We start from the raw sequence: 18,151 nt of genomic DNA on the forward strand, positions 1-18,151 counted from the left end.
TAAGTAGGCCAAAACCTTTTGGTTGCTGCGCTTTGTTTTTAAAATTCTATCCCATGCTTGGTCTCTCTGTTGTTGCGCAATAAATCGGTTGACTTTTTCTGCAATGGGATTTTTATGGGTGAAAATTATACAGCTATCATTGAAGGCAACCCCCATATCTTCCCTTTCCCAGAGGTAAACCGCAAAGTTCTGAATACTGTCTTGCTGAATAACCACATCCTTGAACCATACATCCATTTGCTCTTGTATGTTGCGTGGAGAGTTGATCTCTACGTATGCAGTGACACGTTTAAAATCTGAAACAATGAATACACTGTCATTTTTAAAGTCGAGAAGTTGAGCAATATTGACTTTTAGTAAAAAGGGACGAAGACTCGGGAGACTGTTGAGTATTTGACTCCCGAGTATTTCTTCTTGTAATTCGCTGGTATGAACTAAAGCACACACATCACCACCCTCTATTCTTGATGAGAATGGAAGTTCATTTGATTTATTTCCACAGGCACTCAAAACAAGTAGAACTGCGGAAAATAGAATGTATATGTGCTTTTTCATAGGTTACTTGTTATTCTTGTAAAATAGTTCAATAAGGTTCAATGCTCCGTATACTCCGTTTTGTGACTCCGATTTCATGTCGTAGTTTAAATTCAACTTAGCCTCTCCTTTTTCTATGGTCTGGGTTAAAGTTAAAACTCCTAAATAAGGGGTGTATTGCATCATTTCTAAGTGGGCTTCATCTCCCATCATTTCTAAAGGTACACTTTGAATTACAGCTCCGTAATCCATTTTAGCATAAAGTCCTTTCACTTTTTTCAAGGATTTGATTTCTGATTTTACCAATCCATTTTCTTTGCCATATCCATTAGCGAAAGTTGTAACGTGAGCAATATCGTTAGACGCTAGAATGAATTCTCCTTTCAAACGCACATAAACTTTAGGCATACTTGGAGATGAAATTACATAGTAATCTTCTTCTTTTTCTATGTACTCACCAAAAGTTGATGTTAAGTAGTTCAATGTTTTCTCTAAGAAAGTGACATCTTCTGTATGCATGGCTAGCGAAAAGCTAGGTAGTTTTTCCAACCTATCTTCTACGGTACGAATAGAATTAAAATCCTCATCATAAGTATAGCGTACGCGTTGTACTTTTTGCTCGGTAAACCCATTGTAAGAAAAGACTAATTCAGAAGGGAAAGCAGTGTAAAAAGCTTCCATATCCATGAAGTTGTCCAAGGCATACCAAATGTAAGCCACACTCTTTTCAGCAGGGTCTTCAGAATTTTCTAAATCAGGAATGAGTTGAGCTTTTATTGCTTCGTAAGTTTCGTAACTGTTGTTGTTGAGCAATACATATCCTTTTGATTTACCAGGGATATAATTCAAGAGTTTTTTCTCCATCTTGTCATACTCAATTAAACCTGCAATTTCTTTAAAAATTCCATTGTAATTAACCGTCGTATTTAAGGCATAACCATCTTCAGTAAAGTCAAAAGAAGCATAAACTTCGTTCCCTTCACTCATTTTAATCAGCTTTTCTAAAAGCTCTCTTGGCATGTTCAACTGACGTGCCATGTAAGGAGTAAGGTTTTCTATTTGAGGGAATTTTTGAAGCAGGTAAAAGTTTGCATCTTTTTCAGCATTTAAATGATTCAATGCTCTTCCATTGAATTGATTCCCAGATTTTATTTCTTCGGCCGTTTTATTTAAAGCCTCTTTTTGCCAAGCTCTACGTAAACTATCTTGGTAATCGTAAAAATTAGGATGGGTAGGTAAAACAGGGTGTATTTCTCCAACCACTTCAGTTTCTTCTTCAACTACTTCTTCTTCTACGGTAGGACCAACTTCACTGTTTTCTTCATCATAAGCGGGTGCCTCTTGGACTTCTTCTACAATCTCGATTTCGTAGTCGTATCCATAATCATAGTAATAATCCTTATCCCAACCGTTGGCGTCGAATACACTGTCACTAAAGGTTCTTATTTTTAATTCATCAGTTTGCGCGGTCATCATGGTTAAAGTGTTGTTTTGATACACGTAAACCATATGCCTTTGTAGGGCAACACCTTCTGCTTTTAAATCGAATAAAACTTTTTCAGAGAGGTTGACATTCATGAAAAAATCATCGAGGTTATTAATCGCAAAGTTGAACCCTATTCTTGGAGTATTTTCCTCCATAACCACAAATTGAGTAAAGCTTTGATTTAAATCTAACCCTAATGCACTTATTTGTGTTGTGCGACCGTTGGAAATTTCTTTGGCCATATCCTGCATGAAAGTGTAACTGTCTAAGGTTTCTAGACTGACTTTTTGCAACAGATTTCCCGTGTTTATTTTGTAAACTAGGTTGGCATTTTGTGGAATATATCCAGAAGTTGCTACTTGCGCATATCCTCCGATAGCACTTAAAAGAGCAAGTGCTAATACTTTAATTTTCATGGGTGTGTTTTTTAGAATCTTTAAAATTAAGATTTCTTCATTAATTCAAAGGTGATTATATGTTAAAGCTAGACGAATACAAGGATATGTTGAGGAAGTATCACCCAGAAAGGTGGAGAATAATTAAATTAGAGGCATGCACACAATAGAATCGAAATTACCCCATGTGGGAACAACTATATTTACGCAAATGTCGCAACTGGCCAATGAGGTGAATGCGATTAACTTGTCTCAGGGATTTCCCAACTTTAAAATAAATCCGAAGTTGGAGGATATTATGGCCAAGTTGGTGAGAACCAATGCGCATCAATATTTACCCATGATGGGTTACAACCCTTTGCGTAGCGCCGTTGCCGATAAAATTAAATTGCATTACGGTCGTCAGGTAGATTTTGAAAAAGAAATCTTGGTTACTGCTGGTGCAACACAAGGAATTTTTACGACGATTCAGGCCTTAGTTCACAGGGGAGATGAGGTAGTGGTGATAGACCCTTCCTACGATTGTTATGCACCAGCTGTTGAATTAGTAGGTGCAAAGCCGGTTCATGTAAACATGGAAAAAGGTTTTCGCATCGATTGGAATAAAATTGAAGCGGCTGTTAATGAAAAAACACGCATGCTGATCATTAATAATCCACACAACCCTACGGGGATGATGTTTGATCTGAAAGATATAGAGGCCTTGGAAGTGATCATGGATAAGTACCCTGAGCTCCTTTTACTTTCCGATGAGGTATATGAGTTTATTCATTTTGAGAAGGAGTTTATTTCCATCAATAGTCGAGAGAACATTAGAGAAAGAGCCATTATCATTTCTTCTTTTGGAAAGACTTTTCATATTACAGGGTGGAAATTGGGGTATTTGGTAGCGCCTGACTACTTGTTGCAAGAGATTAAAAAAGTGCATCAATATTTAGTGTTTTGTGTCAATAGTTTTGGACAATTGGCTTTGGCCGAATACTTACCCCAAACGGATTTGAATGAATTGAGTAGTTTCTATCAGCAGAAAAAGGATTTCTTTACTTCGGCCATGAAAGATTCTAAGTTTGAATTATTACCGTCTTACGGCTCTTACTTCGTAACGGCTAATTATAGTGCGATTTCAGATTTAGACGACGTTAGTTTTTCCAAATGGTTAACCACAGAAAAGGGGGTAGCTGTTATACCAACATCCGTTTTTAATGCCAATAAAAGAGACGATAAAGTAGTGCGTTTTTGTTTTGCGAAAACAGAAGATACTTTACAACAAGCAACAGAATTACTATGCAAAATTTAAAAATAGCAGCCCTTCAAGCCCATCAAGTTTGGGAGCGTAAACGTGAGAATTTGAAACACTTTGAACTCTTACTTTTGAATTTGGACGAAGATGTGGATATACTGCTCTTACCAGAGATGTTCCATACGGGTTTTACTATGAATGTAGAAGAACTTGGAGAGACTATGGAAGAATCTATGGGTATCAATTGGTTGCGTAAAATTGCGGAAGAAAAAAACTGCGCAGTATGTACTTCACTCATCGTGCGCGAACTCGATTATTATTACAACCGCTTGGTCTTTATAACTCCCGACCACAAACTCTTTCATTACGATAAAAACCAACTTTTTACTCTGGCCGAAGAGGATCATTACTTTACTCCTGGAAGTCACAATAAAATTGTAGAATTCAAAGGTTGGAAGATTAACCTGCAAGTTTGTTATGATTTACGTTTCCCAGAAAATGTGAGGAATAAAGTACAAGAAGATGGTTCATTTATGTACGATGCTTTGATTTATGTGGCCAATTGGCCAGAAAGAAGGGTGCACCATTGGAAAACTCTGTTGCAAGCTCGTGCAATAGAAAATCAGGTTTATGTGGCAGGGTGTAACCGCGTAGGTAAGGACGATAATGAAATTACTTACAGTGGTGACTCAATGTTGGTGAATGCCCTGGGAGAAGTTGAAGCTACTGGGAATGAAGAGGAGATTCTTTACAGTTTTTGGAATTGGGAAGCGCTTTCTGTAACCCGTGATCGTTTGGCTTTTTTGAAAGATAGAACGAGGTGATAAATTTGAAATTCGAGCTTTGAAATTGATATCCTTTTGTTGAAGGGTGAAATTTAAATATGGTTATCGAGCGGAGTCGAGATGAGCTGACTTTGAAGGCACTCCTTGTAATATTTCTTACCCAGAGATTTATTAATACGATACTCTTAATTCTGCATTCATAACTCCTAATTCTTAATTAGTATGTGGTTATCTTTCGGTTGGTTGGGGTTGTTTGGTATAACCTTTTTGTCGGCTACCTTGTTGCCTTTTTCTTCGGAAGTGGTGCTTTTGCTGTTTTTAAGTGAAGGTTATGATCCCTTGACCGCCTTATTTGTGGCAACTCTTGGGAATTCCTTAGGGGGAGCTACTAATTACTACATCGGTGCATGGGGGAGTAGTAAACTACAAAAACGCTTTGGGAGTGAGAACAAGTACAAGGCGAGGTGGCAAGTGCATATTCAACGTTATGGAACCTTTACGGCGTGGTTGGCTTGGGCACCTTTTATTGGAGATTTTATCATGCTTTTATTGGGTGTGGTTCGCGCCAATAAATATTGGTCCTTCTTATACATGACCCTTGGTAAATTCCTACGGTATTACGTGGTGATATTTGTATATGAGAATTGGTAGAAACAGCATGGAGGATTCAAAAAATTAAGGATTTTAATTTGTCTTGGTATCAAGAAACATGGATATCTAGCTTCTCATTAAAAGAAGGCTCTAACCTCAACACCTCCAGCATGAATGGTGCGATTTGACTCGGATTTACGGCCATTGTATTGTAGGCTGATTTGTAAATTTTTAGAAATACTGCGTTGGTAATTAACATTCCAAGTATAGTTTTGTCCAGGCTTTAAAGATTCTAACATTTCAAAGGCGATTGCATTGTTGGTTGAACCTTCATAGTTGATACGTACAAAGTTGAATTTTGCTTGTAAACTACCTTTTTCAGCTTGATTTAGTTTCATGTCTATTCCTAAATCCATAATCTTAGAAGTTTCTCCTCCGTAAATTACCTTGTTGTATTTGTTTTCGAATCGCGTTTCAAAACTTAAGCGGAAAGTTGTGGAGGGTTGATAACTCAAAGAGGGTGCAAATTTGTCGTAGACGATATCGTAATTCCTACCACTTGTATAGTCGGCCAAGGCTAATTTTTGACCAAATTCGGATTCTAATTTCAAAGTAAACTTACGTTTGATATTCCAACGTGCATTCACCTGATGATAAGTACTGTTTCGCGCATCGAAACCATTGGCCAAAAGTGTTTTGTTTTCTAAACGTTGAAAAGTATAATCTGCACCAAAGATTGTATTGGTACGGTTAAAGTAAATGGTGTTTCTTACCGTAGAACCTAAGCTAATTAAACTTGTATCAGCAATTTGTCTCTCTAAAGGATTGTAGAAGTTTTCATCCAAATCACTGCTTTTTTGTAGAATTCTAAACCGTGTTTGATTGGAGAAGCGGGAAAGGAAACGTAAGGCTCCTTTTTTATTGGCCCATAATCGCTCTGGTCGCCAAAAGAAACTCTGGTTAAACTCATTGCTGTAGGTTTTTACATATTGGTCGCTGGGTGTAAATACACGTATATATTCTGCCTGGTCTTGGTATTGTGCAATTTCAAATTCATTTAAGTCTTTGATGCCATCATTATTGTAATCTATCCAAGTATATACACCCTGACCAGCATTTACCTGTATGTACAAAAACTCCTTTTTTAATTCTAAACCAGATCCAATTTCATAAAAGGTATTGGCACTCAGGGCTCTTTTCCAGAGGTTGAGTCTGTAATCTATCCTTCCCACCAAATTATTCTCGGCTTGGGCATTGATGATGTTCTTGTTTCTAATATTCAGGTTTCTGTAACTTCCCAATACTTCTAATTGAGAATGTTTGTTGGTGCGCCAGTTGTAAGAAGCTCCGGTACTTCTGGCAAAGGCAGCTGGTAATAGCTTAATACTGTCGCTTCGTCTATCGTAACGCTCTCTGTAGAAGATTTGGAATCCATTCTTTGCAGTGTCTGATTCGCCTACATAGAATTGCCAATCATACCACTCATAACTGCTTGTGCGTATACTGTCTTTGTTGGTGTAGAATTGATTGAATTCGTGATCGTCTATAAATCCAATTTTAAAATAACGGAAAGATTTACTCAAGTTGATTTTATGCCTGAAATAATCATTGGTATTCAAGGCATCTGATTTCAGGTAGCTGGCATCCCAATTGGCGTTAAAACCTTTGTTGTTCCACTTTCCTTTCGACTGTAAACGTTGCCCTCTATAATCCTTACCAATGTTCAAGGATTGGAAGGCCGTTTTAAATTCACCTTTGCTTTGGTGTACAAAATTTGCACTCAGGTTACTCACCAATTGTTGACCCAAATAGCTTTGGTTTCTTACGTTCCAATCTCTGTCGAACTCTACATCTCTGTACCATTGAATAGGGTTGTAGTTTTTCGTTCTATATTCTACCATTCCCTCGTTTACCATGCGCCATAATCCGGAACTGTCTTTGCTCAAATCAAAATCTCCGATAAGCTTGGCATAGGTACCAAAGGCATTGTCGTTCTCTTTGTCAATTCTAGAAAAGGTATTGATGTCGTTCTTGGTAGTACTCAACTCCGTTTCTACACTAAAGTTTTTGTTGATACGGTAGCGTGCACCAGAACTGATCATGTTTTGCTGTTTGGCAGGAATGAGAATGCGTGAGGGACTGTAGTCTCCTTGTGGAATACCTCCTACGGGAGCCACCCATCTATAGATTTTACCCAGGGCAGTGTATTGATCAAAGACATAATTTCCTTGGTTGGGCCCAACATAGGCAAAGCTTGCTGTGTAATGTGCTTCATTGGGATTGACAGAATACACCAACACGGAGTCAATACCCAAACTGTCTTTGAGAGCATAGAGTACGCGCTGTTCGCTAAAGGCAACACTATCTATAGAAGAGGTTCTGGCCCCCGTTAAACTATCTCCCACACTGGCTAAAAGTTGTTTGTCTGCAAAAGATAATTGCTGCTGCAGATTTTGGTTTTTAGCATCCTGCTCACTGTAAGCATTGAACCAATAATCCAATTTTTGACTTTCATAAGTCAAGGAAGTTTGAAACAGAGAACGGGCATAATTCTGATCTGAATACTGAAATTCCACGATGATACGAACGTCTTTGGTGATGAAATTTCTAGAGGTAAATGTTAGTTCGGCAGTATTGTAGTTTATGGTGTAGTCGAACTCCTGTCCTCGTTCTAGTAATTTTCCATCGAGGTATACTTTTTCTGTACCAGAAAGCACGATAATAAAGGGTTCATTTTCATTTCCGCGCAAACGATATGGACCTTGGTTTCCTTCAACACCTTGGATAATGTTTCGGGCAAATTTACCTTTTGAAAGTGCTCCAGAGCCTTGCACAGTCCATTGGGTGTTTTCTTTGTTAGACCAAGAATATTGTCCGTATAGCCCCTGTGCTCTTTTGTTGTAATTCATGAAGTAGCCCGTTGGCTTTTTAACCCAGAAATCACCTGCGATAAGTTTTACTTTTTCATTGTATACTTGAATGAAAATTTGATCGAATTCTTGCAATTTGTTAGTGTTGCCATCCGGTTGAATGGGAATGTTGTCATCTGAAACTGAAGCCAGTATTTTTAAATTCGGAGCTAGATCTCCTGAAAGTTGCAGGTTAAGGGTAGAATTGACCGATAGATCTTGGTTGTTTCCAAAGGCTATCCCCCTAGAAATACTTCCTGACTTCTGTATCCCTGATCCAAATATATCTTGTGTGTTATTCTCAGCTGTATAGAAAAAATCTTCTTGTCTTTGCTTGTTATTTGCCCTATAGATGATGGAAGTGTCTTTGTTTTGCAGGCTTTGAGAAAAGCTTACGTCAAAGGTTCTATACTTGACTTTTAAACTATCGGAGCAAGACGAGAAATACACGAATTTAGCCCCCATTGCATCTAAATAATAATCGCTTTTAGGGAGAAGATCTTGTCCGCAAAATACCTGGAAACTACTGTTGTAAATACTCAAACTGTCTAACACTAAAGTATCAGATTTTGCAGGGATTTTATAGCTGCGTAAATTGGAGGTTTGTCCATAGAGTATACTTCCTGAAAGGAGAAAGCATAGGCTAAAAAGAAGTATGGACATCCAATTTTTCATCAACGCTAAGTTATAACGAAAAGTTAATGATTTTGTTTTGGTAGATTTCAACTCAATTGCGGACGATCAAACAGGGACAAAAATGACAGCTCCTTAAGCATTTAGGTTAGTAGTGCTTATGGAAAGTTTACGACCGGCGGAAGTGGAGTTGCCATTTAGCAATACTTGCGTGAAGGTTTGAGGACTATAATGGTTTGCCCGGCCCCGCCAAGTTTCTTGGTAGAGGGGTTTGCCAGCTCTAGGACTTAACAATTCCAGGGGTTAAAGCAAAAAAAAGAGGAGCTTTTCAGCCCCTCTTAATTTATAAATTTCTATTGCAATACCAGTCGTTGTATACCGCGCTGTTCGCCTTGCTGAACTTCGACCATATAAACTCCTTTAGCGTGTTGTGAAAGGTTAAAAGAGATAGTTACCTCTGAACTTTGAATGGTTTGAATATGTTCACCCAAAGCATTGTAAATGGTAATTGTCTTCTCTTCGTTGATTTCACCTACCTTAATTTCGAAGTTACCCGTACTTGGATTTGGATAAATTTCGAACTGAATTTGAGGAGCTTTTTCATCAAATAATCCAACGTTTGATGCGAGTCCATCTAATACTTGTATTCCTGTACTATCTGGATCTAACCAATACATTAATTGATCTGAAGAATCGGCTAAATCATCATACGCTACATCGAAACGTCCGTAAATATCCCAAAGATTATTGTCGTTGGTTCCATTACAAGCGGCTTGTCCGGCAGATAAAACACCAACAATACGCTTGTCTTCATTGAACAGAGGAGACCCCGAAGAACCTGGCTCTGTTACACCTATATCCCAATCGTCAATTCTCCAGAAGTATGCATCACCACCATTGAAATATTGTGGCCCGACCTTACCCAAGGGATCGTCTTCTTGACAAAACTTTTTAATATCTCCACTTGGGTGGTGAATACCATTGGCTTGCATTACTGAGTCACCCGTCATATCCCAACCTGAGTAGTATACGTTCCAAGACGGTTCTGGTGAATTGTTAAGCTCTACTAGGATAAAGTCTGCATTTACGTTATTGGCTCTTAGTTGTGACCCGTTAATATTTCTGGTTTGATCTCCGTTTTGAGAGAAGGTGTTCTGGGCACAGGAAGTACCATCGTAAGGAGCTTCCCATCTAAATCTAAAAATTGCATTTACAACATTCGTTGCACTACAATGATTGGCTGTTAAGAAGTAAGGTGTAATACTATCTGAAGTGTTTGTAGCACAATTGATTAGTGATCCTGAACAAAATCCACTTCCAGAAACCAACATGGCTACACCATCTCTTTGTCGCTCAAAACCTGCTCCATCAGGGCAGTTGACATCAACGTTACACGCTCCTGAAGAGTTTAAGCCTTTCAAGTGATATTGGTAAGCAATCTCTACCAAGTCTTTGTACCCATGAATAATGGTTCCTAAATTTAATTTAGAAAGTCCGATTACCTGTTGAGGTTCTACTACTTCTATGATCATTTTAGAATCATAAATTAAATCAACACCCAAGGAATTGTTGGGGTTGTTGTTTTGAGAAGTATGAGCACCTATGAATTGTGTTTTATCATCGTTGTACAAGTACAGCAGTGTTCCCTCAGCTAAGTGGAATTGATCAAAGATTAGATTGATAGAAATAGCTTCAGGACATTCTAATGCTAACTGTGTTACACGTGCATTTTCTGCGTTATAGTACTGATGTCCGTTTGCAAATACATCTACGTCAACGTAATGTTCATACCCAAATCTAAATACTTTGTTGTAGCCAGCTGCTTTATTAATCGAATCTATTTCGAGTTGCTCGGCCACATCAACCTGCGGCATGGTAAGGTAGTTAAGTTGATTTATGTCTGTCTCCAACCAAGAGTCTGGCGGACCAAAATCTTGTGTTTGCGCTAGTGCTCCGAAAGCACCAAAACATAAGGGTAGTATGTATTTTAACACGTGCATTTTTTATTTTCTTTTGATCCCACATCCAACAGCATCTGTTTTGCTGTTTTTAATTTTTTTGTCTGTACCCAACGCATTCAATGCATCTTTTAAGTACTCTTTCACTTTTTTGTTGTTTGGTTTGTACGCGTCGTTGATTTGACCTTCGTAGACCAACTTGTCGTTTGCGTCGAACAAGAAAACATGCGGGGTAGTTTTTGCGCCAAACTCATCCGCTAAACGACTTCTTTTGTCTAGAACATAATCCATCAAGTAAGCCTTTTCTTCGGCTCTTTTGCGCATATCTTCCAAATTATCACCTTTATCTCTTTTGGCTGCATTAGAATTTACGAGTACAGCACCTATATTGTTTGCTTTTGCTACAGCTTGAATATCGTTATACGAGTTTTCCCAACCTTCAAAATTATCGCTACCCACTACAAAAGGGCAGGTGTTACAACTGAAGATTACGAGTGTACCTTTATCCTTTTTAAAATCCTTTAAAGTTGTTTTGTTTTCATCTGTGCGTGTAAGTTCTAAATCCTTACCAGGCATATCTGCCCCAATAGCCAAAGTTGTAATTTCTTTCTTTTCAGAGGTTAAGCCAACAAAAAGTAGCGCGGCTGCGCTCAGTACTAAACTCAATTTCTTCATGGTATAATTCATTATATGGTTTACAAACGTACAAGATACATTATTGTTTTAATTTTAACTGTAGTAAAACCCAATGATACTTGCATTCTTATTCTAAAAGACTAAAGAAGTGGTTGAAAAGTTGCTATCTAAGGAAGAGTTTTATTTTTGGGAGGAATAGATAAAGTGAAATGGCAGAAATAATTGGAATTTGTGGCGGAAGTGGTTCTGGGAAAACAACACTGTTGAATCGTTTGAAAACGGTGCTGGAGGCTCATAAACCTACTGTACTTTCCATGGATAATTATTACAAACCCCTTGAACAACAAGTAAAAGATGAAAATGGCGAGGTCAATTTTGATTTGCCCACTTCCCTTTATAAAGACAAGTTGGTAGAAGATGTTTGGAAGCTTAAGCGGGGAGAAAAAGTGTATCTGAAAGAATACCAATACAATGCTTCTGATTTACCGCCAAAAGAAATTTGTTTAACACCTTCTACTTTCATTATTGTTGAAGGTTTGTTTACCCTGCATTACGAGGAGTTAAGAGAGCAATTAAACTACAGTATTTACGTTGAGTTGGATAAAGACGAGCAGTTGCGAAGACGAATTTTGAGGGATGTGAAAAGCAGGGGCTATGATGAGGATATGATAAAATATCAATGGAAAAATCATGTAGAACCATGTTACGCACAGTTTTTGCAACCCTATCGCAGCGAAGCAAACTTTGTGTTTCACAACGACCACAGGGCAGCGGTAGATTTCGATAATTTACTCACTGATCTTCAAAAAGAACTGAATTTTAAGTAATTTCCACCAAGCATGGGAGAAGTAAAAAAGATTTTAAAATCCACCTTTTGGCTCATTTTGGCCATCGTGAGTTTTACGTTCACGTGGGTTTTATATTCTCTTTTTTATGCCCCTGATTTTCAGAAAGAAATTGCAACTTTTCAAGAAGAAATCAATGCTATAGAAAGTGAATTAGAGGCTTTTAATCAACGTAGTTTTGATTTGGTGAAGCAATCTTCGGTGCGTAAACTGTGGCTGAAAAATGATTTCTCTAATGAACGCAACTTTCAAAATTATTTGTTTCTCAACCAGGATAGCTTGGTGTACTGGACAGATAATAAAATTGAATTGCACGCCTCCGATCAGAAGCGGAATGATTTACAAGAACTCAACAACGGTTATTATCTCATAAAGGAAATAGGAGTGGGTAATCTCAGTTTGGTAAGTGCAGTTCTGATACAATCGAATTATCCTTACCAAAATGATGAGTTGAAGAATAAACTGGCGGCAAGTTTGCAATTACCCCAAGAGCTTCAAATTACGCTGAACCCCAAAATAGGTGCTCCCATTTACAATAAGGAGGGAGATTTTTTATTTAGTTTAAAATTAACGGGAGGAAAGAATACTACACCTAGTCAAGAGTTACTCATCTTCAGTTTATACCTTCTGGGAATTCTGTCTTTATTAATGGGCTTGGCTCAATTGTTAAAATACATAGAGCTACATGCAGCTATCAAATATTGGGGTTTTGTACTCTTGGTGCTGGGCTTCCGTTATTTAACGCTGAATTATCAATGGACTGCAATTTTTGCTGACTTTGATGTTTATAACCCAGAGATTTACGCAAGTTCTTTTATCTCACCCAATTTAGGAGAGTTTTGTTTGAACATCGTTCTATACATCTTGCTGGGGTGGTGGACGCTCAAATATTTAAGAGAAATAAAGCCCTTCTGGGGTTATCCTCTGTTTGTGGTGAGTTTTGTATACTCTTTTGTGATTTCCAACATCCTTCAAAACCTTATTACCAATTCTAATATACCCTTACAAGTTGAGGAGCTCTTCAATTTAAACCGTTATTCTTTTGTTGCTCTGGCAAGTGTTTTCATTTTATTTTACATACAATTCTTGTTTATCAGGAGGGTTATTCGTCTGCTCAATCTAACAAAATCTCGCATCACACAAATTAGTATGCTCTGGTTTTTTAGTACCATGGCCAATTTAGTGTGTGGGATTTTTCTGTTTGATCAGGCCTTCTTTATTGCGCTGTGGCCAGGATTAATTACGGGATGTTTACTGTACTTGGAATACAGGTATAAAGGAGTATACCCTTTTGGTTCTAGTATTTTAGTATTGGCCTTGTTCTCCTTTTTTGCCTCTCTTACATTAGGAGAATACAATACCATTAATGAGTACCAAACCCGTGAGTTGTATGCCAATCAATTGGCTTCAGATTTTGATCCTAATGTGGATTTAGAATATGCCATGCTCCGCGAAGAGTTGATACAGAATGAAGAGTTGCACAATGCCATTCATCATCCATTTACTATTCGACAAGCTGATTTTAAAACGGCTTTAGAAAATAGTTTGTTCAATAATTTTTGGGAACGCTACGATGTGAATTTATACCTGTTTAATGACAGCCTGGAAAACATTCTGACCTCACAAAATTCTAAACGAAAAACGGTAGATGGATTGAATGAAATTCTCGGACCCAATAAAGGAGAGGTGGGAATTTATTTTATCGATGACTACGAAGATAAGCTCAGTTACATTGCTAGAGAGGTGGTTGTACACGATGCCGATACAGCTTATTTATACGCCACTTTCAAGTCTAAACGCATACCTGAACAAATCGGATTTCCACGTTTGTTGATCAACGAGAAAGCTAATGTACTGGAAGAGTTGGAGGGGTATTCCATGGCAAAATATGTCTTAGGAACTTTGGTGATGCGATACAACGAATACAATTATCCCCTCGATGAAAATGTATTTATTCACAGCTTTGATCGACAAAAAGGATTTGTAGAAGATGAAGAGTTTAGTCATTTCATTTACCCCTATGATGACCTCAATACTTTGGTGCTCTCGAAACGAAAATTAACCAAGTTAAGTGTCTTTACAACCTTTTCTTACCTCTTTACCTTCTTTGCGATATTATTGATTATACCATGGTTGTTGAGTCGTAAAAAACAAGCCATACAATTTGGTCGACTCAACCTTTCGGTGAAAATTCAGTTTGTACTTATTTCCTTGGTTTTGGTAGCTTTGATCATCTTCGGTGGTGTTTCGGGAAGCTTTGTGAGGTCGCAATACAACACCTATACCAACGACAATATTCAGGAGAAAATCTATTCTGTAAATACGGAGGTGAAGCAAAAGTTAGGGGACAGAGAAAGCTTGAGTGAAGAAGAATTGGGAGATTACATGGAATACATTCTTCAGAAGTTTTCAGGTGTTTTCGTAACGGATATTAACCTTTTTAGTTTAGAGGGAGAAATTATGGCTTCTTCGCAACCTAAAATCTATCAATTGGGCCTCATTAACGAACATATGCATCCCGATGCGTATCGAGAGTTGAAGTATAAAAAATCGTCGGAGTACATACACAATGAAAACATTGGGGAGTTAAATTACCTCTCGGCCTACATTCCCTTCTTGAATAATAAAGGCAAAAAGACAGCATTTTTGAACCTACAATACTTTGCCAAACAGAACGATTTTGAGAGTCAGATTTCTAGCTTCTTGGTATCTATTATTAACCTGGCAGTGCTATTAATTGTATCCACGGTGGTGATCGCTATTTTCATTTCCAACTGGATTACCTCTCCCTTAAAGTTGATACAACGCAACTTCTCTTCTGTAGAGCTAGGGAAAACTACACAACCCATTGACTATACAGGTGATGATGAGATTGGAGCTTTGGTAAAAGAGTACAACGCCAAGTTGGCTGAACTAGAAATTAAAGCCTTGCAATTGGCCAAGGGAGAACGTGAAAGTGCATGGCGAGAAATGGCCAAGCAAGTAGCCCATGAGATTAAGAATCCGTTGACTCCTATGAAGTTGAGATTACAACATTTCCAACGTGCATTTGATCCGAATGACGAAAAGTCGAAGGAAAAGTTGACGAAGATGGTAACAGGAATCATAGAGCAAATAGATGCGTTGACGAACATTGCCAATGAGTTTTCTAACTTCGCTAAAATGCCCAAGCCGGAGGAGAGTTTAATCAATATCGTTCCTTTACTGAAGAACTGTATGAATCTCTTTAAAAATGCAGAACACGTAGAGTTTGTCGCCGCCTATCAAAAGGAGGAGTACATGGTGTATGCAGATAAGAATCTCATGTTGCGCGTTTTCAATAACCTGATTAAAAATGCCATTCAAGCCTTCCCAGAAGGGGAGAGGGGAAAGATCTCTATAGGCATACAAGAATTGGATAGGGAAATCGTAATTAGTGTGAAAGACAACGGTTGTGGGATACCAGAAAATAAATTGCACAAAATATTTGTGCCCAACTTCACAACAAAATCAACCGGAACTGGTTTAGGTTTAGCCATGGTTAAACAAATTGTAGAAAATCATAATGGAGAAATTTGGTTTGATACCAAAGAAGGTGTAGGAACTACTTTCTTCGTGAAACTTCCTTTACGTGACATAAGGCCCACGGATAATAATTAATCCGCGGCGGGAACCCTGATATTCTTCAGAAATTGCTTATTTTATCGACTTCGTTTGAAACGAAACTATTTGAATAGAACACAATGAATCCATATTTACTCATTATAGCGGCCAGTACGGTCATCATTCTTTCTTTCTTCTTCAATATTTTGGCGAAGAAAACCAACATACCTAGTGTCTTGATGTTGATAGCTTTAGGGATAGGAATCAACCTTGGGATAGAGGGAATGAACGTGAATACTGATGACTTCGATTACCATTCCGTGTTGGAAGTAATTGGTAACGTCGGTTTGGTAATGATCGTTTTAGAAGCCGCCTTAGATTTAAAACTAGAACGCGACAAAGCAGGAATGATTCTATCTTCCTTTTTAGTAGCTATAGTAGCACTGGCGGGAAGTACGCTTGGAATTGCTTACCTCTTTAAGTTCATGTTCCCCGACGCAGAGTTCTATACGCGAATAATATATGCAGTACCGCTTAGCATCATGTCGAGCGCCATTATTATTCCATCTGTTGGTGGTTTAACAGGGGTGAAGAAAGAGTTTATGGTGTACGAAAGTACTTTTTCAGACATCCTGGGGATTATGGTTTTTTACTTTTTGATCGGTGCAGACACCCCACAATCTACAGGAGGAAGCGTTGCTGTAGATATTATTCTAAACATTGGGTTAACCATTTTACTTTCCGTACTTGTGGCCTACAGTTTGGTTTTTCTCTTCCAACACTTAAAGATGCAGGTGAAGCTGTTTTTGATCATTGGAGTATTGATGCTCATGTTCGCGGCAGGGAAGTTCTTCCACCTTTCTTCACTCTTAATTATTTTGGCGTTTGGACTGGTGTTGAATAACACAGAAGTCTTCTTTAGAGGTTTCCTATCCAAACATTTTGACAGTGTAAAGGTGAAGCCTATTTTGCATGACTTCCATACTTTAACCTTGGAGTCTGCCTTCATCATAAGAACGTTCTTCTTTGTGATTTTTGGAATGAGTATTACCCTTACGAGTTTCTACGATTTAACCGTATTTGTAAACTCCCTATTTATTGTAGCTGCACTCTACGCAGTGCGTTATGTTACCTTGTTAATATTTGCCCGTAAAAACATATTTCCGGAGCTTTTTATCGCTCCAAGAGGATTAATTACCATCCTTCTTTTCTTCGTGTTAACAAATGGGGAACAATATGTGATAGAGAACTTTGATACAGGACTACTTTTATATCCAATTTTGATTACGAGTATTATCATGACCATCTCGTTGATTTCATACAGAGGAGAGAAAGTAACCGATGTCTTATTACCTCAAATTGCACTTATCAATAAAAAGGATAAGGGAAGAAAGGAACAAGACGATGAAATTTTAGAACGACGAATTAAGAATGTAGAGAGTCAAGATTTTGACGGATTTTAAAACAAACAGACGATGATGAGAATAACAACTTTGCTTGCGGTGTTGGTAACATTGGCAAGCTGCAGCACATTAGAAAACATTTTTCAAAAGAAAGAAAAAGCCAGAATTACGGTAACCCTACAAACGCACCAAAAGTATTGTGGCGGAGCTAGACCAACGCCAGAAATGGAGAAGGGAACTACGGCTCCTATTGCAGAAGAGGTGTACTACTTTAAAAATAGAATTACACAAGACGCGGTAAAAGCAACAACAGATGCCAGTGGCTTGTTAAACTTGAAATTAGAGGTAGGAGATTACCAAGTGTACATGGGCGATAAAATCGATTTGACTTTTGAAGAGTTTTATGCTAAGTACAAAGTAGAAAAAGAAGATTACGAAAACGAAAGTGAAGCGTGTTTTAGAACCTACTACAGTTTGCCGGCATGGGAAGTGAGTATCAATGCAGATACAACTTTTACTTTAACCAGAGAGATAGATTGCTATACCGATGGAAATCCATGTGTGAACTACACAGGACCAGACAGACAATAATCAGAAAAGAAAATAATGAAAAGGGGAGTGATTGCGGTTACTTCCCTTTTTTTGGCGCCCTAAACGGGTGTTCCGTTATAGTTGCTCGCGCCAAACTTAAGTGCCTGTAAGTCCTCAAGTGCACTTCCTGCGGTTGTACCCTTTCAGCCACAGCCCCTAAAGTCTGTTGCCACCAAGCTGCCACTACACCCCCTGGTCGGGAATGAAATTTAAAGATTTAAGGATTTGAACATTTGCAAGATAGCACGGTGATAAACACAAAGTTCACCAAGAAAGAATGATAAAACAAATTACTTTCAAACCATCAAACCATCAAACCATCAAACCTTCCAAGGTTATCGAGCGGAGCGTTGCACTGAGCAATAGTCGAAGTGTCGAGATGCCGACGGATATTCCAAGCGTATTTTCTAATCTTATTAGAAGCTAGAGTGCTAGATGTCTAGGTACCTAGAAGGGTTTAAATTACTTTTAAATCCTTAAATCCTTAAATCCTTGAATTGTTGAATTAAAGGTTATCGAGCGGAGCGTTGCACTGAGCAATAGTCGAAGTGTCGAGATGCCGA

The 18,151-nt window shown here is 38.2% G+C and carries 12 protein-coding genes; 7 read left to right on the top strand and 5 right to left on the bottom strand.

What is annotated here, in order from left to right; translation table 11 throughout:
• Nucleotides 1–555: hypothetical protein (locus tag AC22ZQ_RS04970; protein WP_318957642.1), on the bottom strand; the 555-nt coding region annotated here is incomplete at its 3' end.
• Between the two features lie 3 nt (nt 556–558).
• Nucleotides 559–2,436: a hypothetical protein gene (locus AC22ZQ_RS04975; RefSeq protein ID WP_318957643.1), complete on the bottom strand. Its 1,878-nt coding sequence runs from the start codon at nt 2,434–2,436 to the stop codon at nt 559–561.
• Nucleotides 2,437–2,572: 136 nt separating this feature from the next.
• Here AC22ZQ_RS04975 and AC22ZQ_RS04980 point away from each other — a divergent pair, with 136 nt between their 5' ends.
• The 3 genes from AC22ZQ_RS04980 to AC22ZQ_RS04990 all read left to right on the top strand — a co-directional run bounded on the left by AC22ZQ_RS04980 (nt 2,573) and on the right by AC22ZQ_RS04990 (nt 5,091).
• Nucleotides 2,573–3,712, top strand: coding sequence for a methionine aminotransferase (locus AC22ZQ_RS04980; protein WP_318957645.1), 1,140 nt, complete (start codon nt 2,573–2,575; stop codon nt 3,710–3,712).
• Nucleotides 3,700–4,479 (top strand): nitrilase-related carbon-nitrogen hydrolase, encoded by a 780-nt coding sequence (locus AC22ZQ_RS04985; RefSeq protein WP_318957646.1) that lies wholly within the window; start codon nt 3,700–3,702, stop codon nt 4,477–4,479. Before AC22ZQ_RS04980 ends, AC22ZQ_RS04985 begins: the two co-directional genes overlap by 13 nt.
• Before the next feature lie 183 nt (nt 4,480–4,662).
• The gene (locus AC22ZQ_RS04990; protein WP_318957647.1) at nt 4,663–5,091 is read left to right on the top strand and encodes a YqaA family protein; all 429 of its coding nucleotides are present in this window, start codon (nt 4,663–4,665) and stop codon (nt 5,089–5,091) included.
• Between the two features lie 77 nt (nt 5,092–5,168).
• Here AC22ZQ_RS04990 and AC22ZQ_RS04995 read toward each other — a convergent pair whose 3' ends face one another.
• From AC22ZQ_RS04995 to AC22ZQ_RS05005, 3 genes are all read right to left on the bottom strand, one after another.
• Complete coding sequence (locus AC22ZQ_RS04995) at nt 5,169–8,615, bottom strand: hypothetical protein (RefSeq protein WP_318957648.1); 3,447 nt, start codon at nt 8,613–8,615, stop codon at nt 5,169–5,171.
• A 311-nt stretch (nt 8,616–8,926) separates the two neighbouring features.
• Nucleotides 8,927–10,567 carry a T9SS type A sorting domain-containing protein gene (locus AC22ZQ_RS05000; RefSeq protein ID WP_318957649.1) on the bottom strand — a complete coding sequence of 547 codons (1,641 nt, stop codon included), beginning with the start codon at nt 10,565–10,567 and terminating at the stop codon, nt 8,927–8,929.
• Between the two features lie 9 nt (nt 10,568–10,576).
• Nucleotides 10,577–11,206 carry a redoxin family protein gene (locus tag AC22ZQ_RS05005; RefSeq protein ID WP_318957651.1) on the bottom strand — a complete coding sequence of 210 codons (630 nt, stop codon included), beginning with the start codon at nt 11,204–11,206 and terminating at the stop codon, nt 10,577–10,579.
• Nucleotides 11,207–11,376: 170 nt separating this feature from the next.
• Between AC22ZQ_RS05005 and AC22ZQ_RS05010 the strand changes: the two genes are divergently transcribed.
• From AC22ZQ_RS05010 to AC22ZQ_RS05025, 4 genes are all read left to right on the top strand, one after another.
• Nucleotides 11,377–11,994 carry a uridine kinase family protein gene (locus tag AC22ZQ_RS05010; protein ID WP_318957653.1) on the top strand — a complete coding sequence of 206 codons (618 nt, stop codon included), beginning with the start codon at nt 11,377–11,379 and terminating at the stop codon, nt 11,992–11,994.
• 12 nt (nt 11,995–12,006) lie between these two features.
• Nucleotides 12,007–15,651: a sensor histidine kinase gene (locus AC22ZQ_RS05015; RefSeq protein ID WP_318957655.1), complete on the top strand. Its 3,645-nt coding sequence runs from the start codon at nt 12,007–12,009 to the stop codon at nt 15,649–15,651.
• Between the two features lie 83 nt (nt 15,652–15,734).
• Nucleotides 15,735–17,057: a cation:proton antiporter domain-containing protein gene (locus AC22ZQ_RS05020; protein ID WP_318957657.1), complete on the top strand. Its 1,323-nt coding sequence runs from the start codon at nt 15,735–15,737 to the stop codon at nt 17,055–17,057.
• A 12-nt stretch (nt 17,058–17,069) separates the two neighbouring features.
• On the top strand, nt 17,070–17,588 hold the full coding sequence (locus AC22ZQ_RS05025; RefSeq protein WP_318957658.1) for a hypothetical protein: 519 nt from the start codon (nt 17,070–17,072) through the stop codon (nt 17,586–17,588).
• The last annotated feature ends 563 nt before the right edge of the window (nt 17,589–18,151 follow it).

The organism is Lishizhenia sp. (genome assembly GCF_057456495.1).

What these genes read in the sequence shown, in the direction of transcription:
- AC22ZQ_RS05005 (WP_318957651.1), bottom strand. Translation starts at nt 11,206, where the DNA reads ATGAAGAAATTGAGTTTAGTACTGAGCGCAGCCGCGCTACTTTTTGTT.
- AC22ZQ_RS04990 (WP_318957647.1), top strand. Translation starts at nt 4,663, where the DNA reads ATGTGGTTATCTTTCGGTTGGTTGGGGTTGTTTGGTATAACCTTTTTG.
- AC22ZQ_RS04980 (WP_318957645.1), top strand. Translation starts at nt 2,573, where the DNA reads ATGCACACAATAGAATCGAAATTACCCCATGTGGGAACAACTATATTT.
- AC22ZQ_RS05015 (WP_318957655.1), top strand. Translation starts at nt 12,007, where the DNA reads ATGGGAGAAGTAAAAAAGATTTTAAAATCCACCTTTTGGCTCATTTTG.
- AC22ZQ_RS04995 (WP_318957648.1), bottom strand. Translation starts at nt 8,615, where the DNA reads ATGAAAAATTGGATGTCCATACTTCTTTTTAGCCTATGCTTTCTCCTT.
- AC22ZQ_RS05010 (WP_318957653.1), top strand. Translation starts at nt 11,377, where the DNA reads ATGGCAGAAATAATTGGAATTTGTGGCGGAAGTGGTTCTGGGAAAACA.
- AC22ZQ_RS05025 (WP_318957658.1), top strand. Translation starts at nt 17,070, where the DNA reads ATGATGAGAATAACAACTTTGCTTGCGGTGTTGGTAACATTGGCAAGC.
- AC22ZQ_RS04975 (WP_318957643.1), bottom strand. Translation starts at nt 2,436, where the DNA reads ATGAAAATTAAAGTATTAGCACTTGCTCTTTTAAGTGCTATCGGAGGA.
- AC22ZQ_RS05020 (WP_318957657.1), top strand. Translation starts at nt 15,735, where the DNA reads ATGAATCCATATTTACTCATTATAGCGGCCAGTACGGTCATCATTCTT.
- AC22ZQ_RS04985 (WP_318957646.1), top strand. Translation starts at nt 3,700, where the DNA reads ATGCAAAATTTAAAAATAGCAGCCCTTCAAGCCCATCAAGTTTGGGAG.